This is a genomic window from Rossellomorea sp. KS-H15a, from assembly GCF_024195245.1.
GTDB classification, from domain to species: domain Bacteria; phylum Bacillota; class Bacilli; order Bacillales; family Bacillaceae_B; genus Rossellomorea; species Rossellomorea vietnamensis.
Window position 1 is genome coordinate 2704667 of sequence record NZ_CP096886.1, and the last position, 18711, is coordinate 2723377.

At 41.3% G+C, this 18711-nt stretch carries 17 protein-coding genes and 1 riboswitch; of the genes, 11 read left to right on the forward strand and 6 right to left on the reverse strand.

The window, feature by feature from the left end:
* Positions 1-149 precede the first annotated feature (149 nt).
* Entirely contained in the window at positions 150-1451 is a 1302-nt protein-coding gene (locus M1J35_RS13685) for a M20 family metallo-hydrolase (RefSeq protein ID WP_254651470.1), read from the forward strand.
* A gap of 221 nt (positions 1452-1672) precedes the next feature.
* A complete protein-coding gene (locus M1J35_RS13690) occupies positions 1673-2245 on the forward strand; it encodes a sugar O-acetyltransferase (RefSeq protein ID WP_254651471.1) in 573 nt (190 codons plus the stop codon).
* Between the two features lie 55 nt (positions 2246-2300).
* On the opposite strand, the gene M1J35_RS13695 is transcribed toward M1J35_RS13690, so the two are convergent.
* On the reverse strand, positions 2301-2942 hold the full coding sequence (locus tag M1J35_RS13695; protein WP_371928760.1) for a glycosyltransferase: 642 nt from the start codon (positions 2940-2942) through the stop codon (positions 2301-2303).
* 625 nt (positions 2943-3567) lie between these two features.
* Between M1J35_RS13695 and M1J35_RS13700 the strand changes: the two genes are divergently transcribed.
* On the forward strand, positions 3568-4980 hold the full coding sequence (locus M1J35_RS13700; RefSeq protein WP_254651473.1) for an N-acetylmuramoyl-L-alanine amidase: 1413 nt from the start codon (positions 3568-3570) through the stop codon (positions 4978-4980).
* Between the two features lie 146 nt (positions 4981-5126).
* Entirely contained in the window at positions 5127-5441 is a 315-nt protein-coding gene (locus tag M1J35_RS13705) for a DUF3892 domain-containing protein (protein ID WP_229595126.1), read from the forward strand.
* 57 nt (positions 5442-5498) lie between these two features.
* Here the strand turns inward: M1J35_RS13705 and M1J35_RS13710 are convergent, their stop codons facing one another.
* Both M1J35_RS13710 and M1J35_RS13715 read right to left on the reverse strand, forming a co-directional pair.
* Positions 5499-6260: an AAA family ATPase gene (locus M1J35_RS13710; protein WP_254651474.1), complete on the reverse strand. Its 762-nt coding sequence runs from the start codon at positions 6258-6260 to the stop codon at positions 5499-5501.
* Positions 6261-6354: 94 nt separating this feature from the next.
* Entirely contained in the window at positions 6355-6591 is a 237-nt protein-coding gene (locus tag M1J35_RS13715) for a hypothetical protein (protein ID WP_254651475.1), read from the reverse strand.
* A gap of 204 nt (positions 6592-6795) precedes the next feature.
* Here M1J35_RS13715 and M1J35_RS13720 point away from each other — a divergent pair, with 204 nt between their 5' ends.
* Positions 6796-8271, forward strand: a complete 1476-nt coding sequence (locus M1J35_RS13720) for a flavin monoamine oxidase family protein (RefSeq protein WP_254651476.1) — start codon at positions 6796-6798, stop codon at positions 8269-8271.
* A gap of 172 nt (positions 8272-8443) precedes the next feature.
* The gene (spoIIP, locus tag M1J35_RS13725) at positions 8444-9610 is read left to right on the forward strand and encodes a stage II sporulation protein P (RefSeq protein WP_254651477.1); all 1167 of its coding nucleotides are present in this window, start codon (positions 8444-8446) and stop codon (positions 9608-9610) included.
* Positions 9611-9684: 74 nt separating this feature from the next.
* Here the strand turns inward: spoIIP and M1J35_RS13730 are convergent, their stop codons facing one another.
* Positions 9685-9900 (reverse strand): Fur-regulated basic protein FbpA, encoded by a 216-nt coding sequence (locus M1J35_RS13730; protein WP_254651478.1) that lies wholly within the window; start codon positions 9898-9900, stop codon positions 9685-9687.
* Between the two features lie 107 nt (positions 9901-10007).
* A riboswitch (SAM riboswitch) is annotated at positions 10008-10115 on the reverse strand.
* A 205-nt stretch (positions 10116-10320) separates the two neighbouring features.
* Here M1J35_RS13730 and M1J35_RS13735 point away from each other — a divergent pair.
* Positions 10321-11709 (forward strand): protoporphyrinogen oxidase, encoded by a 1389-nt coding sequence (locus tag M1J35_RS13735; protein WP_254651479.1) that lies wholly within the window; start codon positions 10321-10323, stop codon positions 11707-11709.
* Between the two features lie 171 nt (positions 11710-11880).
* Positions 11881-12723, forward strand: coding sequence for an aminoglycoside adenylyltransferase domain-containing protein (locus M1J35_RS13740; RefSeq protein WP_254651480.1), 843 nt, complete (start codon positions 11881-11883; stop codon positions 12721-12723).
* 42 nt (positions 12724-12765) lie between these two features.
* On the opposite strand, the gene M1J35_RS13745 is transcribed toward M1J35_RS13740, so the two are convergent.
* Positions 12766-13785, reverse strand: coding sequence for an STAS domain-containing protein (locus M1J35_RS13745; RefSeq protein ID WP_254651481.1), 1020 nt, complete (start codon positions 13783-13785; stop codon positions 12766-12768).
* Positions 13786-13997: 212 nt separating this feature from the next.
* A complete protein-coding gene (locus tag M1J35_RS13750) occupies positions 13998-14759 on the reverse strand; it encodes an SDR family NAD(P)-dependent oxidoreductase (protein WP_254651482.1) in 762 nt (253 codons plus the stop codon).
* A gap of 91 nt (positions 14760-14850) precedes the next feature.
* On the opposite strand from M1J35_RS13750, the gene M1J35_RS13755 reads away from it, so the two are divergent.
* From M1J35_RS13755 to M1J35_RS13765, 3 genes are all read left to right on the forward strand, one after another.
* Entirely contained in the window at positions 14851-15222 is a 372-nt protein-coding gene (locus M1J35_RS13755; protein ID WP_254651483.1) for a MerR family transcriptional regulator, read from the forward strand.
* 282 nt (positions 15223-15504) lie between these two features.
* Positions 15505-17577: a YhgE/Pip family protein gene (locus M1J35_RS13760; RefSeq protein WP_371928761.1), complete on the forward strand. Its 2073-nt coding sequence runs from the start codon at positions 15505-15507 to the stop codon at positions 17575-17577.
* 124 nt (positions 17578-17701) lie between these two features.
* Entirely contained in the window at positions 17702-18589 is an 888-nt protein-coding gene (locus M1J35_RS13765; RefSeq protein ID WP_034759582.1) for a diacylglycerol/lipid kinase family protein, read from the forward strand.
* The last annotated feature ends 122 nt before the right edge of the window (positions 18590-18711 follow it).

Here is an 18711-nt window from a genome sequence, read left to right on the forward strand (position 1 = left end):
CAGGGAACCTATTTTTATAAGGAAGATTTGAAGTGAGTATAGATCCTTACTGCTCCTTTCTTGCTTCACTATTCATTGACAATTTGTCTAATGATTAGCGGGACAATAGACCGTACAATGGTAATAAGTCTAAAATTTATTTGCAAAGGATGATTCTATTGACGATCAATCGAACAAGATTAAACCATCATCTGCAAGAGTTAGCTGAAATCGGAAAAATTGGAGAAACTGGCGTTTGCCGCCTGGCTCACTCGAAAGAGGATCGGCAGGGCGTGGACAAAGTTAATGAGTGGATGGAAGTGGCTGGTTTAACGACAAAGATTGATGGATTTGGTAATCTGATTGGCAGGCTCGAAGGAAAGGATAATACTAAACCAATCCTTATTCTTGGATCACACATCGATTCACAGCCTTATGGGGGCAGATTCGATGGGACGGCGGGAGCGCTGGGAGCAATCGAAGTGGTTCATACCATGATGGACAATGGAATCATTCCTGAACGGACCATTGAAGTGATATGTTTTTCTGATGAAGAAGGAAGCCGTTTCAATAAAGGCATCTTTGGCGTAAGGGCTTTGGCAGGAATGCTTGAGGAGGGTGAACTTGAGCGAAAAGACAAGGCTGGGGTTACAAGAAGGGAAGCACTGAAGGAGTTTGGTGTCGATACAGACCTGACACAAAGCCCTGTATATAAAAAGGGAGATATCGCCGCCTTCCTGGAGCTTCATATCGAACAAGGACCAGTGCTTGAAGGAAAAGATAAGCCGGTAGGAATTGTTTCAGGAATTTCAGGGCCTATTTGGTTGACGATAACACTCGAAGGATTTGCCGGCCATGCCGGATCCGTTCCGATGAAAATGAGACAGGATGCTCTTGTCGGTGCATCAGAAATTATTCGCAAATTCGATGAACTGGTTAAAGAAGAAGGAACCGATACAACGGTTGGGACAGTGGGAAGTATGCAGGTGTTTCCAAATTCCAGAAACATTATTGCTGAAAAGGTAGAGTTTACAATTGACCTGCGTGATATCGATCTTGAAGCACGGACCAAACTCGAGCAAAAACTTTATCAACTGATCGAAGAAACCGCTTCTACTTATCATCTCAAATACGATATCAATGAAGATACAAGAAGTGAACCAAGGTATTGTGCAGATTGGATCAAAAAAGTCATGAAAGAAGAAGACGAGAAGCTCGGTTTCGATTCTCCTACCTTGATGAGCGGACCGTTCCATGATGCCCTGATTATGTCCTATATCAGTGATTATGGAATGATCTTTGTCCGCTGTGAAAAAGGGATCAGTCACAACCCTTTAGAGTTTGCCGAGATGGATGATATCGAAAAAGGTGTGCAGCTCCTATACGCCACAGCCCTGCGAATTAGTCAGGAAAAAAGAGTCGATGACCTTGTTCAGAATAAAGTCGGGTATTCTTCGGTTGATAATAACTAAAGAGTAACCATTCGATGGTACTTCTGTCAGTTGTCCTTCTAAGACAAAGGTATACTTTCATCTGGCCAGGCTATCTCTTACCTAAGTTAGGGGATAGCCCCATTTACGTATTGTCAATCCAATAACTCAAATAGGTAAAATCCAGCGATGATGCAATCGCTTGCACATCATAAAAAGATTAGATAATATAAATTCAAAGCTACTTATTGATGGAGGTCTACATGGAAACGGAAAAACAAAAAATGCTCCAGGGTGAACTTTATGAACCCTGGGATCCACAATTAATCGAAGAGAGAAAAAGAGCCCGCTATTTAACGCGAAAGTTAAATCTTACAACGGAGGAAGAAGGGGAAAAAAGAGTTTCTACACTAAAACAGCTATTCGGTTCAACGGGAGAAACCGTTTATTTAGAACCAAACTTTCGATGCGATTATGGATATAACATTCACGTAGGAGACAATTTCTTTGCTAATTTTGACTGCGTGATATTGGATGTGTGCAAAGTCAGTATCGGAAATAATTGTATGCTTGCACCCGGGGTACATATATACACAGCTACTCATCCTGTAAATCCCATAGAGAGAAATAAGGGACCTGAATTTGGTAAGCCTGTCACTATCGGGGACAACTGCTGGATTGGCGGCGGAGCAATCATTAACCCAGGAGTGAGCATTGGGGATAATGTAGTCATTGCTTCTGGTGCTGTTGTGACAAAAGATGTTCCATCCAACGTAGTGATTGGTGGTAATCCTGCCCGCATCATCAAGGAAATTGAAGTGGAAGAGATAAGATAACGATAGGAATAAAATGTTAAAAGGAGCTGGGAAACGATACTCCCAGCTCCTTTCATTAAAATTTATCAGGAAATTGCTTCACGATTCCATCAGATAGAGAATCAGACAAATGAAGGATATGTGCTCTACCATCATCAAAGCTTTTGATATTAGCTTTCCAATCTTTTTTAATCCGTGCCACTGCTTCATCGGTCACGAACTGTAGATGCATGTATAGCAAATCTTTTAATTTTTTTTCAGGCCAATAGGGATTGGCGCTTGCTAAGAATCGGGCAATATCGTCGGCATTTCGATACCATTCTTTATTAAGCTGTTCTACTTGAGCTGATTTGCCACCTTTTGCAGCTTCTACGATTTTTCCCGCAAGTACAATATGTTCTGTCAATAAATCCGCTAATTGGTTACCTGCTTTTTCCCCATAATAGGGTTTTACCGCATTTCCGATATCTTTCTGGTTCTGAAGCAACCTTGCCAGTACTATATCAGTATCTTCCAACCCATCCACTGCACTTATGATGTAATTCCTTGTGTAGAAGACATGGTCGGTCCATAATGTCCTCATATCTTCCCGGGCCTTCATACTTGCTTCACTTATACAGGAATCCTGCTTGGCCGCTGCCACCCCAGGCAATGAAAAGAGTGACGCCATCACAACGAGCAATAAAACCGCATATTTTTTCAACTGAATACCTCCCATCATAATTGTTCTATATTTATCATTCGTTTATTTTAGAAAAACATTCAATCAGATATGATGGTAAGGAATGATAACCTGAAAAAAGTTGTCCATTTTTAAAAAATTTGAGTTGCTTGTCCTCACCAACCCGACACTTTCGACATAAAGTGTTCTATGGAGGTGATGCATTGGCAAGAAAAATAATACAATACCTTTTTCTCAGTCCATCCGTAACTCATGCCAATTTTGAATGGGGATCTCCTTCCCTCTCGAATCCGTACGTTGCACAGTTTGGGGTAACCCTAAGGCCCCATATTAAGGTAAAAAACAATGATTATAAGATCAACAGTTCATACTGAAAAAATCGAAGCGAACACAGTATGGAACTCCGCCGGTCAAGAAATACAATGATAATGAATAAAGTGAATAAGATCGTGTTTTTCGCAATACAATAGAGAGAAAGAAAAACTAAACCCTATAAGAAAGTCCCCTCCATGAATATAGAATCGTCCGTAAAAAAGTGTTTCCTGTTCCTTAGCAGGGAACCTTTTTTATATTGAAGAGAGGTGGCGATAGGAAATTGTCCAAGCATGCTTGTCCATTTGTGAATATAGTACTATATGTCAAGCTCTTAGGAGGAAATTAATTGAAAACCATCATGATTGATCCGGGACATGGAGGATCTGATCCTGGTGCCACATATAAAGGAAACGAAGAAAAGAAATTCAATCTTTTGACGGCCGTTGTGGTCAGGGATTATTTAGTGTCGAATTACAATGTGAAGGTGTTAATGACGAGGACCGGGGATCAAACCTTATCTCTTTCAGATAGATCCGACCTTGCCAATCGCTCGAACCTGGATTTGTATTTATCCATCCATCATAATGCAGGTGGAGGGACAGGGTTTGAAAGCTATGTATACAATGGGAGTGTACCGACACAGACTTTATCATTTCAAAAAACCATCCACGAAAAAGTAATAGAAGCCGTTCAGCCATTCAACGTAACAGATAGAGGGAAGAAGAGAGCAAATTTTCATGTGCTCCGTGAAACCAAAATACCATCGGTGTTGGTGGAAGTGTTGTTTGTTGACAATCCAAAGGACGTTGCGCTCTTGAATGATACAAAGTTCAGACAGGCAGTAGGAATTTCGCTTGCAAAAGGCGTTGCCAAAGCACTTGCACTCCCGGCAAAAGTTTCGGGCAATCAGCCACTTTTCAAAGTGATCGCAGGGTCATTTACAGAAAGGAAGAATGCAGAAGACCGGGTGAAAGAGTTGAAAGCTGTTTCATTTGAAGCGTTTATAGATGTGGTAGTCGTTTCCGGCAAAACGTATTTCCGGGTTCAAACTGGGGCTTTTTCAGTGAGGGAAAATGCAGAAGATCAAATAATAGCATTAAGCCGGGTGGGGATCGATGCCTTCCTTTTAAGAGAAGAGGCTGTGCCGGCTCCTGTGCCGACGGACCCTCCGCCAACCGTTCCACCAGAACCTACTAAGCCCCCACAGCCTCCTGGTATTGATTATTCCATTATGGGAACATCTATTATCCAAGCCCAACAATTAGATGAATTTGTGAAAGCAGTGAATCCTTCCGCACCCTTAGTGGGGAAATTTTACACTTTCTATGGGGACCTTTACGGCATCCGGGGAGATATCGCATATGCACAAGCCATTCATGAAACCAATTATTTCAGATTCACAGGACAAGTGAAACCTTCTCAAAATAACTATGCAGGGATTGGTACCACCGGACCCGGAAATGATGGGGCTTCATTCACCACGCCTGAACAGGGGGTACTTGCTCATATCCAGCACCTTTACGCGTATGCATCGACTAAACCACTCCCTGAAGGAGCACCACTTGTGGACCCGCGGTTTACCCTGGTCACAAGAGGTTCTGCAGCGAACTGGACGGACCTGAATGGAAAGTGGGCTGTTCCAGGAACTACCTATGGTCAGAGTATTCTCTCTATATATAAAAGAAATATTGAAGATGCCCTTCAATCGATTGAAAATCAGAGAATATTGCTGAATAATGCACTGGATAAACTGAATTAGGCGTAAAAAGAGTGCTGTATGAACGGCACTCTTCATTTTATTTATAATAAAATACACACTCTATGTTCTACAAATACATTAGTCAGTCCGTACATATGGATGGAATGGAACGCAAATACTAAACGTATGTTCGGGAGGTGAGTACAATGGAAAATAAGAATTTTGAACAAATTTATGAAGAATACAAGCAACAAGGTAAGGTTCAGGCGAAAATGGAAATAGCTGATGAACTTTCTACAGGGGCAGAACAAATTGTTGCTGTCAGAAGAAATAATGACAATGACCTTATCGCCTTCAAGACCGAGAGTGGTCGGGAACTGGATTATATAACCGCTCTAGAAGAGGCAAAAGCCGGAAAGCTCGCCCATGTCGATGTGATTCATCGCTATGGCAGGGATGTCATACGAAGTGAGCCGGACGGGCTGAAAGAAAATAATCTCAGTGAACTTCCTTCATTTTAAGGCGAAAAACAAGCATACCCAATAATAGGGTATGCTTGTTTGTGAGGGACGGACCTCTCATTCTTCCTCCTTTAATAAATGGAACAGCATTCGTTCCCGATCTTCAAAAAATTGCTTCATGATCTGATAGTGACTTGTGTCCTCAAGATTTGCTTCACTTAACCCATTATCCGTTAGCTGAATGAGGTTCGATGAAGGATAGGCCATTAAGATGGGAGAATGAGTAGCGATAATAAATTGAGAATGATCATTGACCAGTTCATGTATGCGGGAAAGCATGGATAGTTGCCTCAAAGGAGAAAGCGCAGCTTCCGGCTCATCCAGGATATAAAGACCTTTTCCTCGAAATCTGTTCATGAAGGTCGAAAAGAATGCTTCCCCGTGAGATTGCTCATGCAGGGATTTCCCTCCAAACGAGTCGATTACCTTTGGAGCTGTTAAACGGTCCCGGTCCATTTCTTCAATATTCGTCGCTACATTATAAAAGCTTTCCGCCCTTAGGAAAAAACCGTCTTGAGGACGATCGATCCCCCTTACCACCTTCATGTATTGATCCAGGTTTGAGTAGGAATCATACGTAGAAAAAGTAAAATTAAGCGACCCTCCCTCAGGGTTAAATCCAATGGCCATGGCAATAGCTTCTAATAACGTGGATTTACCCATTCCATTTTCTCCGACGATGAACGTGACATTTGGATGAAGGGAAAGATCCTTTAAGTAACGTATACTTGGAATATTAAAAGGATAAGAGTGTAATGAGGGGAGGTCTTCTCTCTTGAGCGACACTGACCGTATGTATGGTTGGTGATAAAACGACATGGTCTAGCTCCTTTTTATCTTTAGAGTACCATAAAGGATCATGATACATATACAAAAAACTGCCATTACCGGAGTAAAGGCAGTTCGTTTCACGTTATCTTGAAGGTTCAAGCAGTACTACACTTTCTATAGTCGACGCCAATAGGCTGATATCAGTAAATTCTTCCACTTTCATTGTATCCACATAAATAATGCGAAAACATTCCCTGTCCAGATGGTAAGTAACAGTCATAACAGGTGAGTGCTCATGGTCAGAAATCGTATGAACAATCTCACTTTCCTTGAATTCCTTAAGAGTCTTGAGCATGGTTACGATATTTTCAAGTGACATTTAACATGTCTCCCTTCTACTTGCTAGAGGGATTGACTAAATACAGTCTCGTAGACCCATTGAACTTCAAGTATAACATAGAATTGGATAAATAGAAACATGCGTTCTGAAAACAACTGGAAATGATCATTATGTCACAGGAAACAAATGTATACCTCCCTAGATGAATTCATATGATGAAAGAGCAAGGGAGGTAGGTGAAGAATGGACGATCGATTAATGAGGGGTTCCCCTTTAGAATTGAAGTATCCGGATGATATGCTTTCCATCATTCGAGAGGGATTAAACCCCTCCACATCCAAAAAGATTATCATCATAGGGGCCGGGATGAGTGGACTGGTTGCAGCCTCGACTTTAAATAAGGCCGGGCATAATGTCGTGATTCTTGAAGGAAACCAAAGGATCGGGGGAAGGATTTATACCGTTCGGAAGCCATTTACCTCCGGGAATTATTTGGATGCCGGTGCCATGAGGATCCCCGATAACCATCGATTGGTATTTGAGTATATACGTAAATTCAATCTGCCATTTCAACCATTTCAAAATTCCTCTTCTAAAGACTTGTTTTTAGTAAATAACATTTTAGTGACGAGAAAAGAGTACGAAGCTGATCCGGATATTCTGCAATATCCTCTCCCCGAAAGTGAAAGAGGAAAAACCGCTTCTGAGGTCTTTCTTGAAGCCACCAAGCCTTTTATAGATTTGTATAATAACAGTGAACACAGTGAACAATTGAACTTAATAAAAAAGTATTCGAATTATTCAGTGGGGCAATTCCTGTCCAACAACCCGTTTGGAAAATCCTTATCGTTGAATGCCATCAGGAAAATAAATGTCATTCTCGGAATCGAAGGATTTCCTGAATTTTCATTTGTTGATATATTAAAAGATATTATATTTCCTATCTTTAGAAAAGAGACGAAGTTTTATGAAATAACAGGTGGGAATGACCGATTGCCGTATTCATTAATGGGTGAGCTACAGTCCAATATTTTCATGAATCAAAAAGTGACCCGTATCATTCAGTCTAAATCGGGTGTCGTCGTTCAAACGATTAACCCCTTGGATGGGACGTATAGGGAGTATCAAGCTGACTATGTGATTGTCACTGTTCCTTTTACCGTTTTTCAATTTATTGATGTCGTCCCATATAAATCGATTTCTTTCAAAAAATGGCAGGCGATCCGTGAAGTGACCAATATTCCATCTGTAAAAATCGGTATCGAGTTCAGAAGTCGTTTTTGGGAGGAAATGAATTACGGAAACATTGTATCCGATCTTCCCACCCGATTTACTTATATGCCAAGTCATGACATAGGGAGCAACAAACCTGGTGTGATGCTGGCAAGCTACAGTTGGGGTCAAAACGCTCTCTTATGGAATAGTAAATCGAAGGAAGCAATCATTTCAGAAGTGTTGAAGGATCTTTCCAGGGTTTATGGAAATCGGGTTTATACAGAACTACTGAATTATTTTGTTTATAATTGGAGCAGAAATCCTTTCTCGGCAGGATGTTTCACTCTATATACACCTGGTCAGGCAGCTGACATCGGGGATTATGTCCGTACACCCGAAGGCAGGATCCATTTTGCAGGGGAACACACCTCTTCTTTTCATGGTTGGATAGAAGGTGCGGTGGAATCCGGTATAAGGGCTGCATATGAAGTGAATGGGCGATAAACCAAAGACGCATCTCATCATGCGTTTTGTTTACGTTCAGGTCGTTTTTAGAAAAATGATTTTCCATTTGTGTCCTGTCCTATAGGAAATCAGACCGAATCCTGAAAAAACCTTCTACTCTATCGACACTCTGCATAAAGTTAACTATTAAATACTTTATATAGGGGTACTGATGATGTCGTATAAGTCTCGAAATAATAATAGCTTAGTCCCGCTAGTATTCGTATCTATGAAAGCCGTCATCCGGGTAGTATTGATAGGGATCATCATGATGTATGTCATGGTATGGCTGATTTCGTCGACGGCCATTAAATTGAGGGTGGACAGCCTTTTCTATACTTCGGTATCAGAGCTTGTACCGAAAGAGACATTCCTTATGCTTCTGTCACAGGAAATGACAGGTCTGCGCATCGAGAATAAAGAGGCCATGAATACCGACTTTGATTGGTTGGAAAGCGTTACGAATGTATCACTGCTTGACCCAAGGAGTCTATTTGGACGAGAAATCCCTGGAATAGAAAATTATCATACGCATATAGCCGTTGCCGGTAAAGGGACGGACATTACCAATTTACCTAATGAGTCGCCAGCTCCAACGGAGGACCAGCTGAAGGATCAGGAAATCGATCAGAACCAAGTCGATCAAGCCAATCATAACTCAGGTGACGGTGTGCAGGAGATTGAAGAAAAGTCTGTGTTCATTTATCACTCCCACAGCTGGGAAGCCTTTAGCCCTCTAATTAAAAACAACGATTCAAAAGATCCGGCCAGTACGAATGAAAAGGTCAATGTCATTGCGGTTGGTTCAAAATTGAAACAGGAACTCGAATCACGAGGAATCGGGGCAGTGCAAGACAAGACAGATGTAAACCAAGCATTGAAAAACAAATCATGGACCTATTTTGAATCCTATAAGCTGACAAGGGGATTGGTTCAAGAAGCCCTTGCACAAGATGACGATTTAACCTATTTAATAGATATTCACCGGGACTCCCAACCCCGAAATATTACGACCAAAACGATCAATGGCAAGGACTATGCACGCCTATTTTTCATCGTAGGGAAAGAAAATAAGAATTTTGAAAAGAATCTCAAAATCGCGAAAGAATTAAATGCTAAATTAGAAGAGAAGTACCCTGGAATCAGCAGGGGGGTATTCGTTAAAACAAAAGCAGAAGGAAATGGGGTCTACAATCAGGATCTAACAGAAAGGGCGATGCTCCTTGAGTTTGGCGGAGTGGAAAATAACTTAGTGGAATTATATAATTCCACCGAAGCATTTGCGGAAATCTTTGCAGCTTATTATAAGAAGGATGCAGTTGAGGTAAACGCTCAATAACTATTGAAATGACGTGAGCCATAGGCCCGCGTCATTTTATTGTTTGGCCATTTCCGAAAAGATAAACCAGGCTTCTAACTGGTTAACTTCGTGCAATTTTTCCAGTGAATAGAGCCGACATCACTATGCGGATGGCAATCCTTCTGAATATAGTGATACTCATCCTCAAGTTCTCTAAGTGTCAGCTCGAATAATTGTTTATTTCCTTTTTTGAAAATGTTATGGACGACCAATTTGTTAATTAACTCATTTCTTCTTTTATTAATTGCTTCCTGGAGATTTTCTCCCATTATGATCACTCCTCTTATAATATGAATAAACAGAGAAAGAGACTTTTTCATGTAAAAAAGCCTACTTCCTAGTAAGATAAGAAGAAGGCTTTAACGGAAAAAACTTCAACTTATCTTTCAAGCTTGACGCTTGTGGATTTAGCACAGTGTTCTAGAAATTAGAATCTGTTGCTGAGGTATCATCGGGCCAGTCCCTCTACCTCTCTGGATAAGTGGCTATGTGGTTATCAGAATTCTATTATATGTTATATCAAACTATTCCTAGTTGTCAACTTTGAATTAAGCGTGGCACCAGGATCAAAAAATGATGTCCTTATTCTAATTACATATCATATTCCTTTTTCAGACACAGTTTCTTTTTCTAATCTGCCTAAAACATGATAATCTGTATACATACACGTAATTAATGGAGTGAATGGTATGAAGAAAGTGGTTATCGTAGGTGGGGGCATTACAGGCTTAACGGCTCTCTATAATCTGCAAAAGATATCCAGGGAACAAAATCTGGATATTGAGTTAGTATTAATTGAACGGGATCAACAGCTCGGTGGTAAGATCAGGACGATAACGGAAGGTGACTTTATTATGGAAGCTGGTGCAGATTCCATTGTAGCCCGTAATGAGGGAGTACTTCCATTGGTCAATGACCTTCAACTTCAAAACGAACTGGTCTATAACGAAACAGGAACATCTTACATATACACAAATGGTGAACTGCATAGAATACCTCCAGATACAATCTTCGGTATTCCCATGAGCATAGAAGCACTTAATGAAAGCACTCTGATTTCTGAAGCCGGAAAGAAAGCGGCCCTTCTGGACCTGGAGACGAAAAATACTGTATTCACGAAGGAAAGCTCCATCGGAGAATTTCTGGAAGCATTCCTCGGGAAAGAACTAGTGGAAAATCAGATCGCACCTGTATTATCAGGGGTGTATTCTGGGAACTTGTATAAGCTGACCATGGCCTCGACTCTACCATATCTTCTGGATTATAAAAATGAGTATGGGAGCATCATCCAAGGATTATCTGCAAACAAGCAGAAATTCAAGGGATCTTCCAATAAAAAGTTCATTTCCTTTAGGCATGGATTATCCACCATTATCGACCGTCTGGAAGAAGAGTGCGGTGATGCGACGATCCTAAAAGGAACAGCGACAACAAATCTCCAAATGAGTGCTGACAAATATGAGCTCACGTTAAAAGGACATGAAAGCATTCAAGCAGATGCTGTCATTTTTGCGACACCTCATGATGTGACTCAACAGATTTTAAATCGTGCAACATTAAATGAAGATTTTAATACCCTAAGGAACTCTTCCTTGATCTCCATCTATCTGGGTTTTAATGTTCCTGACGAGGAGCTCCCGGCTGATGGTACAGGGTTTATTGTTTCTAAAGGCAGCGAAGTGAAGTGCGATGCATGTACATGGACGAGCCGTAAATGGAAACACACATCCCGAAATCATAATCTTCTGGTAAGACTTTTTTATAAGAGCTCGAATGCTCATTACGGGCAGTTAAAGCATTTAGAAGAGGACGAACTGACAAAAGTGGCACTGGACGATATTAAGAAGAGCGTCGGAATCAATGCGGATCCCATTTCAGTGGAGGTGACCAATTGGAAAGATTTAATGCCGAATTATCATCTTTCGCATAATCAGGCCGTGCAGGCTTTGGAGAAGGTGATCACAACTGAAATGCCAAGAGTGAAACTGGCCGGAGCCTCCTACTACGGCGTGGGGATAGGCGCCTGTATTCAGAACGGAAAGAAAATAGCAGAATCGATAATAGAAGACATCATGTAAGGAGCTTGACCTCAGAGGGGTCATGCTCCTTTTGATGTTGAAAAATCAATATAGTTAACACCAAAATGAAAATATCTATTGAATGCCCTTCCATTATTTGAAATAATTGGTTATTGAGGATTATAGATGCTAGAGCCTTGCACAAAATCATTCATTGGAGGAAAACATGACATGGCAAACGTACCAAGAATCGTAAACAGCGTGCTGGAGGAATATATGAGACTATTGAATACATATTTACCTGAAACACTCGAAGGATTGTATTTACACGGGTCCGTTGCCCTCGGTGCATTTGTGAGTGATTCCAGTGACATTGATTTTATTACCATCACCAACCGTCGACTAACCACAGAAGATTACGACGCTCTTAATCGTATTCATACAACACTACAGCAGACGTTTCAAAAGCCGGAAATGGACGGGGTATATATTTTAAAAGAAGATTTCGGGAAGATGGGTCCAAGCTGTGAAGAGGATACCGAAATGTACGCATACTATAACAATGGTGAATTAAAATTTGGGGAATATTTCAATTTTAACCCTATCACATGGTATTTAGTGAAGCATAACGGGATTAGAGTTATAGGACCTGAAATTTCATCATCTTTTTCAGGACCATCCAGAGAGGAACTGTACCAATATGTCCTTCATAATATGAATACGTATTGGTCTGGAAGACTTCAATCCTTCGAAGAATCTCTAGAGGAGGTAAAGCATTATCCCACCACTATGATTGATGCTGAAATAGAGTGGTCGGTCCTTGGAGTTCTTCGTCAATATTACACATTGAAAGAAGCGTCGATCATTTCCAAGCAAGATGCCGGCCGGTATGGATTGCAGGAGCTTCCTGAAGAGTGGCATAGCCTGATTAGGGAAGCGATGAACATCCGTTCAGGGTTGAAAGGATTTGATTCAGCCTTAAATGAGATCCGGGTAAAGCAGACCATAAAGTTTTTAAAATATGTGATAGCCCATTGCAATGAGAAGAAAATGGAGCATCCTATTCAACGCTAGGGTACAAGTAATAGGCAGGAAATGATCCTGCCTATTTATACTCTACACCTTCTTGATGATCTCCATCCCTAATTGATCCAGGGCGTATTTGATTCCCTGTTGCAGGATTGAAAAGCAGGGAATATGGTTCATCCGATAGCCCCTCTGTGTGACCTTAATACTCAGTTCAGAAGAAATCCCCACAAGTAAACACTTAGTTCCCAATAGGGAGGCTGCACTTACGAATTTCTGAATGAAAGATAACGTATAATCATCCACCCTGCTGAGACTGGTCAAATCGATGATCAGGAATTCAGCTTTGTAACGCGGCAGATTGAGAAGTGTTTTATTCAGCAATTCTTCAGCTCGAATTTCATTATAGCGACCTACAAGAGGGACCACGAGAATCGAGTCCAATACAGGAATGATCGGTGAAGAAATTTCTTTGATGATCTCGGATAACACTTCGGTTCTCTGCTTCGTAATACGATCCAATTCTTCTTGGGCTGCTATGGTTTGCTCTTCCATTAGAGCATTCACATTCAAAGAAGGAGAAATATCGGATGCGAAAAACTCATATACGCTACAGTCGTCACCACTGATCTGGCTTTTAACCACCCGGTACCAAACTTTAGAGCCGAATATTCCAGTCAGTACACCAGCCCAATGACCTGGTATGAATGTTCCTTCTTCTTCTTTTCCCTGTGCAACATTCACTTTATACTCCCACCCATTGCAAAATTGCACGACTGCCTTTTTTTCTTCAATGGAATACGATAAGATTTCTGTAATTCCCCAACCAGCCGTTACATAAGTATTAGGGAGTTTATCCAGGATTTCTTCCGGTTTGCCGATGGATTTCAAATAAAAGTCACTGACGATCAGGCCGGTTCGGTAGCCTGCTGTCTCTAGGACCAATCTTGCCTCTTTTTCCCCGGCTATTTCCTCGATGGAATCGATCAGCGTTTTAAACGCTGTATTAACCCAAAATAATACAACCTCATCATTTTCAAATGTTATGGATCCCTTATCCAAGTCCCAATCAAATAATGAACCATTCACATCAATATCATACTTTGTCATCACATTAACCCCCATGGATACCAGAATAGATTTTTTATGTATTATTAAGTCAAATACTACTCTTTTACCCCAATCAAATATTACCTAAACCATTTAATTAGGAAGTATAGATCAAAGGGGAAATGGGGGATTCACGTATGTCATAATGACGGGAAGAAATGACAGTACCACGAAGAAAAGATCCTTCGTGATACTGTAAGAAGATTAGGTCACTATTTAGATGTCCGATTGGCATATGGATAAATGGGATCCATTAGATTGAACTCATATGTCTCTCCATTAACAATCCCCACCACTTTGTCACTGTCATACAGATCCAACATGAATTGTGCCATTTCCTTTGCTGTATGATATTGCGGCACAGTGCCATCATAATTGAAATCAGGTACATCAAATGATCGTTGGGCGAACTCGGTTTCTGTCGCTGCTGGTGCCAATACTTTCGCTTTCATCTGTGAACCTTTTGAAGCAAGCTCCTGTGCGAGCCCTTCGGTGAATGCACTCACATAGAACTTCGTAGCACAATAAGTTACGGCATCTGCAACAATTGTGTATCCACCACCTGAAGAAACATTGATCAGTTGAGTACCGGCTACATGTTCATAATCCCTTACAAATAGGGAAGATAATAAGGTCAATGCCTCTATATTAAGGTTCAACATATTTTGGATTTTTGTAAGATTCTGCTCAGATACGGAATCGAAGTTCCCAAATCCCGCATTATTAATCAACGTTTGAATCTGGTATTGTTTCAAGTTTTCATAAAGTTGGTAGACGTTTTCGCTGATGGACAAATCCACAGGCATGATTATGACATCAACCTCTGGGTATGCAGCCGTAATCTCATTCTTCAGCTCACTTAATTTTCCCTCTCGTCTGGCGACAGCTATGATATTCTTCCCTCTGGCTGCGAAGGCAAGTGATGCCTCGTATCCGATTCCCGAGCTTGCTCCAGTAATGACTGTGTAGTTCATATTTTCTCCTCCTGACTATTTATGTTACACTACAATCCTAAAGCTTAGAGTGGACTCTAAGTCAACTGTTTATGCATTGGAGGAAAGCGGAATGTATAGTATTAGTGAAGCGTCTTCAGAACTGGGGGTCACTCCGCACTCCCTTCGTTATTATGAAAAAGAAGGAATCATCACTCCAGACCGATCACCATCAGGTGTTAGGGAATATACTGAATCCCATATGAAATGGCTGAAATTTGTGTTGAAACTAAGGGAGACTCAAATGCCCATATCAACCATTAAAAAGTATACCGCGTTGTTCCTGGAAGGGGATCACACCATGGAAGAGAGATTGTTATTACTGGAAGAACATCAACGAAATATACAGGAGCAGCTTCAAACTTTATCGTCTACTAATGAAATGTTGAACAATAAGATTGGTTCGTATAAGAGAGTTATGACGGAACACACATCAGATAGTTGAAGTTCCCTTATTCGTGATGGTAAGCCTACATTTATGGTTCTGAATCCTATAGTATGAAAATGGAAAGGGTACCTGACTTCATATGTCAGGGCCTTTTTTTGCGAAATCATCACTTATTTTCAAGCATCCGTAGTGGCAAAACACGGGTTGGGTAAACTAAGTTTCAAATGACAGATTAGGGACAAAGGCGGAATTTATATGCAAAACATCTGGAAAATTTTCACTAGGGACATAAAAAATGTATCCAGGAACTGGGTGGCTGCATTCCTGATAGGCGGCTTGATGTTATTACCATCTCTTTATGCCTGGTTTAATATCGGTGCTTCCTGGGACCCGTACAGTAAGACCGATCAACTTCCGGTCGGGATCGTGAATGAAGATAAGGGGGCGGAACTCAAGGGGGAGAAACTGAATATCGGGGAAGACCTTGTAAAGGAATTAAAGAAAAATGATGATATGAACTGGAAGTTTGATGACAGAAAAAAAGCGATGGACCGCGTGGAATACGGTGAGTATTTCGCAGTCATCATCATTCCCGACGACTTCTCGGGGAAGTTGGCAACTGTCATAGACGATAAACCTGAAAAGGCGACCTTGGAATATTACGTAAATGAAAAGATCAATGCCATCGCACCGAAAATTACAGAATCCGGGGCAGGTGGGATCGTTGATAAAATAACAGGTTCGTTTATATCTACTGTCAATGGGACCATATTTGAACTGTTTAATGAGCTGGGAATTGAGATTCAAAAGGACCTCCCTGACATCAAAAGGTTTGAAGATTATGTATTTACAGTAGATCGAAAGTTACCGGGAATCGGTGCTGCCCTGAATGAATCGTTGTCGGATGCCGAGAGTGCCAAGAAGATCATTCAGAAAGCGCAGGATGAAATCCCAGATGTGAAACGTGTGACGAATCAGGGACTTGATACGATCGATCGGACAACGGATTTTCTCAACAAAGCTGAAAATGAATTAAATGAGTTGGCTCCAACCATTCAAGAAGGTTTAGAACAGGTACAGGAAATGTCTTCCAAGGTCAATGATTTCCTGGGTCAAATCCAAACCTCTTCCGTAGACCTTAGTGGAGCAGAAGCCATCAACAAGGGAATTGCTGATAAGCTTACCTCCTCCATTCAGACGATTGACACGGTTGAAGGTTCCTTACAATCGTTACAGAAGAATGAAGAAAATCCAAATCAGGAACAAATTGAACAGGCCCTGAATCAGCTGGAAGAAGTTAAAGTGGAAATGCAGAAAATTCAAAATGAAGGTCAGAAACTAAATGATTTCATTACAACAAAGCAACAAGACGTGAACGAATTGATCAAGGGCATCAAAGATCGTGCCCGTAAAACGGATAATGATATGGGTGAACTTATAAAAAGATACAAACAAACAATTGAACCGGCGGTATTAGGTGAGGTAGCTAATGCAAAGGGAACCTTGAATGAAGCAAGGAACATCCTTCAAGACATCCAAGGGACCATTCCGGAAGTGGAAAGGATTCTCTCTAATACAGATAAGAACATCGACAAAGGAACCGAAACCCTCCAAAGCGTTTCAAGTCAATTTCCGTATATAAAAGACAAAATCAGCCAGCTTGCCGGACGTATCAGGGATATCCAGGGGGAAACCGATATAAATGAAATCATCGATCTCCTTCGGAATGATCCCAATGCAGAGAAAAGCTTCTTTGAAGAACCGGTTGTCTTAAATAAAAATAGTTTATTTCCAATCCGGAATTATGGGGCTGCCATGACCCCGTTTTATACTGTGTTAGCCATCTGGGTAGGTGCACTTTTGTTAATCTCGCTATTAGCAACGGAAATCATCGCTCCACATGAGTTTAATGAAAGGGAAATCTATTTTGGTAAACTGCTGACGTTTCTCGGCATTGGGTTCATACAAGCCATGATTGTAACAGTTGGAGACATTTTTATCCTGGGGGTTCATATCGCAGAACCTGGTTGGTTTATTGGCTTCGGATTATTCATCAGTATTGTTTTTATGATTGTGGTGTATACGTTGGTATCGGTATTTGGGAATATCGGAAAAGCGATGGCCATCGTCCTTCTGGTCCTGCAGATTGCAGGAGCCGGCGGGACTTATCCCGTGCCCCTTTTGCCGGCTTTTTTCCAAACCATCCATCCCTTCCTCCCATTTTCTTATAGCATCGATCTCATGAGGGAAGCGGTTGGCGGGATCGTCTGGGAGAGAGTGTTCAGAGATCTATTAATTCTAAGCTTATTTGGCCTTATTGCTTTACTATTCGGCACATTTTTCAAAGGGCCGCTAAGTAAAAGGACAAAAGCTTTTATGAAGAAATCCAAAGAGTCCGGGTTGTTTCATTGAAGATATTGAGGATGGAAATCGGTTTTCAATTCGCTTCCCTGCTTTTTAGCGATGGAAAAGGATTCCTCTCTTTACAATTAGGGTAAAGCCTAATAAATACATAATGTAAAAGGGAGGAAATAGTGTGAAGCAAGCCATGTTAATCGTCAATCCATCTTCTGGGAAGGAATTGGGTGAACAATATAGTGACCATGCACTTAAAACGATGAAGGAGATGGGATATGAGACTGTTTTACGATTGACGAAAGGAGAGGGGGACGCAATGGAATTTGCGAGGGAAGCTTGTGAGAAAAGATATGATTTCCTTGCCGCGATGGGCGGGGATGGCACGATCAATGAGGCCATCAATGGGATGGCTGAACAGGAGTACCGGCCTATTTTCGGCCTCATCCCGCTCGGTACCGTCAACGATTTCGCACGCGCTCTCAATATTCCAATGAAACCTGAAGAAGCAATCGACATCTTTAAGCAAAATCACGTCCAGAAAACCGACGTCGGAAAGATCAATGATCGATACTTCATCAATATTGTGGCAGTCGGAGCATTGGCAGAGGCTTCATTTTCCACACCGGTTGAACAGAAATCAAAACTTGGTCCACTTGCCTATATAATAGAAGGAATGAAGAAAATGAAAGAGAAGCAGCCGTTTGAGCTTAAAGTCCAATCCGAACATGATTGGGAAGGGGAAGCCCTTCTTATGCTTGTTGCCCTGACCAATTCTGTGGGGGGGATGGAAACCATCGCACCGGAAGCCAAGGTGAATGATGGACAGCTTCATGTCTTTATCATTAAAGATATGGCCCTTCCCAAGTTCCTTTTATTACTTCCTAAAATCCTGCTGGGTGAATTAGCGGAAAGTGAACATGTACACTATATGAAAGTGACCAAACTTCAGGCGAAATCCACCTATGAGATGATAGCCAATGTTGATGGGGACGAGGGAGACCAACTCCCTATCACAATAGAAAATTTGAAACAGCATCTGGACATTCTCGTTCCCGTTCAAAAATAAGAATTCACATAAGGAAATGGAGAGGTGGAGGGCAATCCTTTTTCAGGGAAGTACTTCGTAGTATAGTAATTCTATCCTTTTTGTGTTACCATTACTTCTTAGAGCAAACAAAGGACGTGACC

What these genes read in the sequence shown, in the direction of transcription:
- M1J35_RS13690 (WP_254651471.1), top strand. Translation starts at nt 1,673, where the DNA reads ATGGAAACGGAAAAACAAAAAATGCTCCAGGGTGAACTTTATGAACCC.
- M1J35_RS13745 (WP_254651481.1), bottom strand. Translation starts at nt 13,785, where the DNA reads ATGACAAAGTATGATATTGATGTGAATGGTTCATTATTTGATTGGGAC.
- M1J35_RS13750 (WP_254651482.1), bottom strand. Translation starts at nt 14,759, where the DNA reads ATGAACTACACAGTCATTACTGGAGCAAGCTCGGGAATCGGATACGAG.
- M1J35_RS13715 (WP_254651475.1), bottom strand. Translation starts at nt 6,591, where the DNA reads ATGTCACTTGAAAATATCGTAACCATGCTCAAGACTCTTAAGGAATTC.
- M1J35_RS13735 (WP_254651479.1), top strand. Translation starts at nt 10,321, where the DNA reads ATGAAGAAAGTGGTTATCGTAGGTGGGGGCATTACAGGCTTAACGGCT.
- M1J35_RS13740 (WP_254651480.1), top strand. Translation starts at nt 11,881, where the DNA reads ATGGCAAACGTACCAAGAATCGTAAACAGCGTGCTGGAGGAATATATG.
- spoIIP (WP_254651477.1), top strand. Translation starts at nt 8,444, where the DNA reads ATGATGTCGTATAAGTCTCGAAATAATAATAGCTTAGTCCCGCTAGTA.
- M1J35_RS13705 (WP_229595126.1), top strand. Translation starts at nt 5,127, where the DNA reads ATGGAAAATAAGAATTTTGAACAAATTTATGAAGAATACAAGCAACAA.
- M1J35_RS13730 (WP_254651478.1), bottom strand. Translation starts at nt 9,900, where the DNA reads ATGGGAGAAAATCTCCAGGAAGCAATTAATAAAAGAAGAAATGAGTTA.
- M1J35_RS13720 (WP_254651476.1), top strand. Translation starts at nt 6,796, where the DNA reads ATGGACGATCGATTAATGAGGGGTTCCCCTTTAGAATTGAAGTATCCG.
- M1J35_RS13755 (WP_254651483.1), top strand. Translation starts at nt 14,851, where the DNA reads ATGTATAGTATTAGTGAAGCGTCTTCAGAACTGGGGGTCACTCCGCAC.
- M1J35_RS13685 (WP_254651470.1), top strand. Translation starts at nt 150, where the DNA reads ATGATTCTATTGACGATCAATCGAACAAGATTAAACCATCATCTGCAA.
- M1J35_RS13710 (WP_254651474.1), bottom strand. Translation starts at nt 6,260, where the DNA reads ATGTCGTTTTATCACCAACCATACATACGGTCAGTGTCGCTCAAGAGA.
- M1J35_RS13695 (WP_371928760.1), bottom strand. Translation starts at nt 2,942, where the DNA reads ATGGGAGGTATTCAGTTGAAAAAATATGCGGTTTTATTGCTCGTTGTG.
- M1J35_RS13760 (WP_371928761.1), top strand. Translation starts at nt 15,505, where the DNA reads ATGTTATTACCATCTCTTTATGCCTGGTTTAATATCGGTGCTTCCTGG.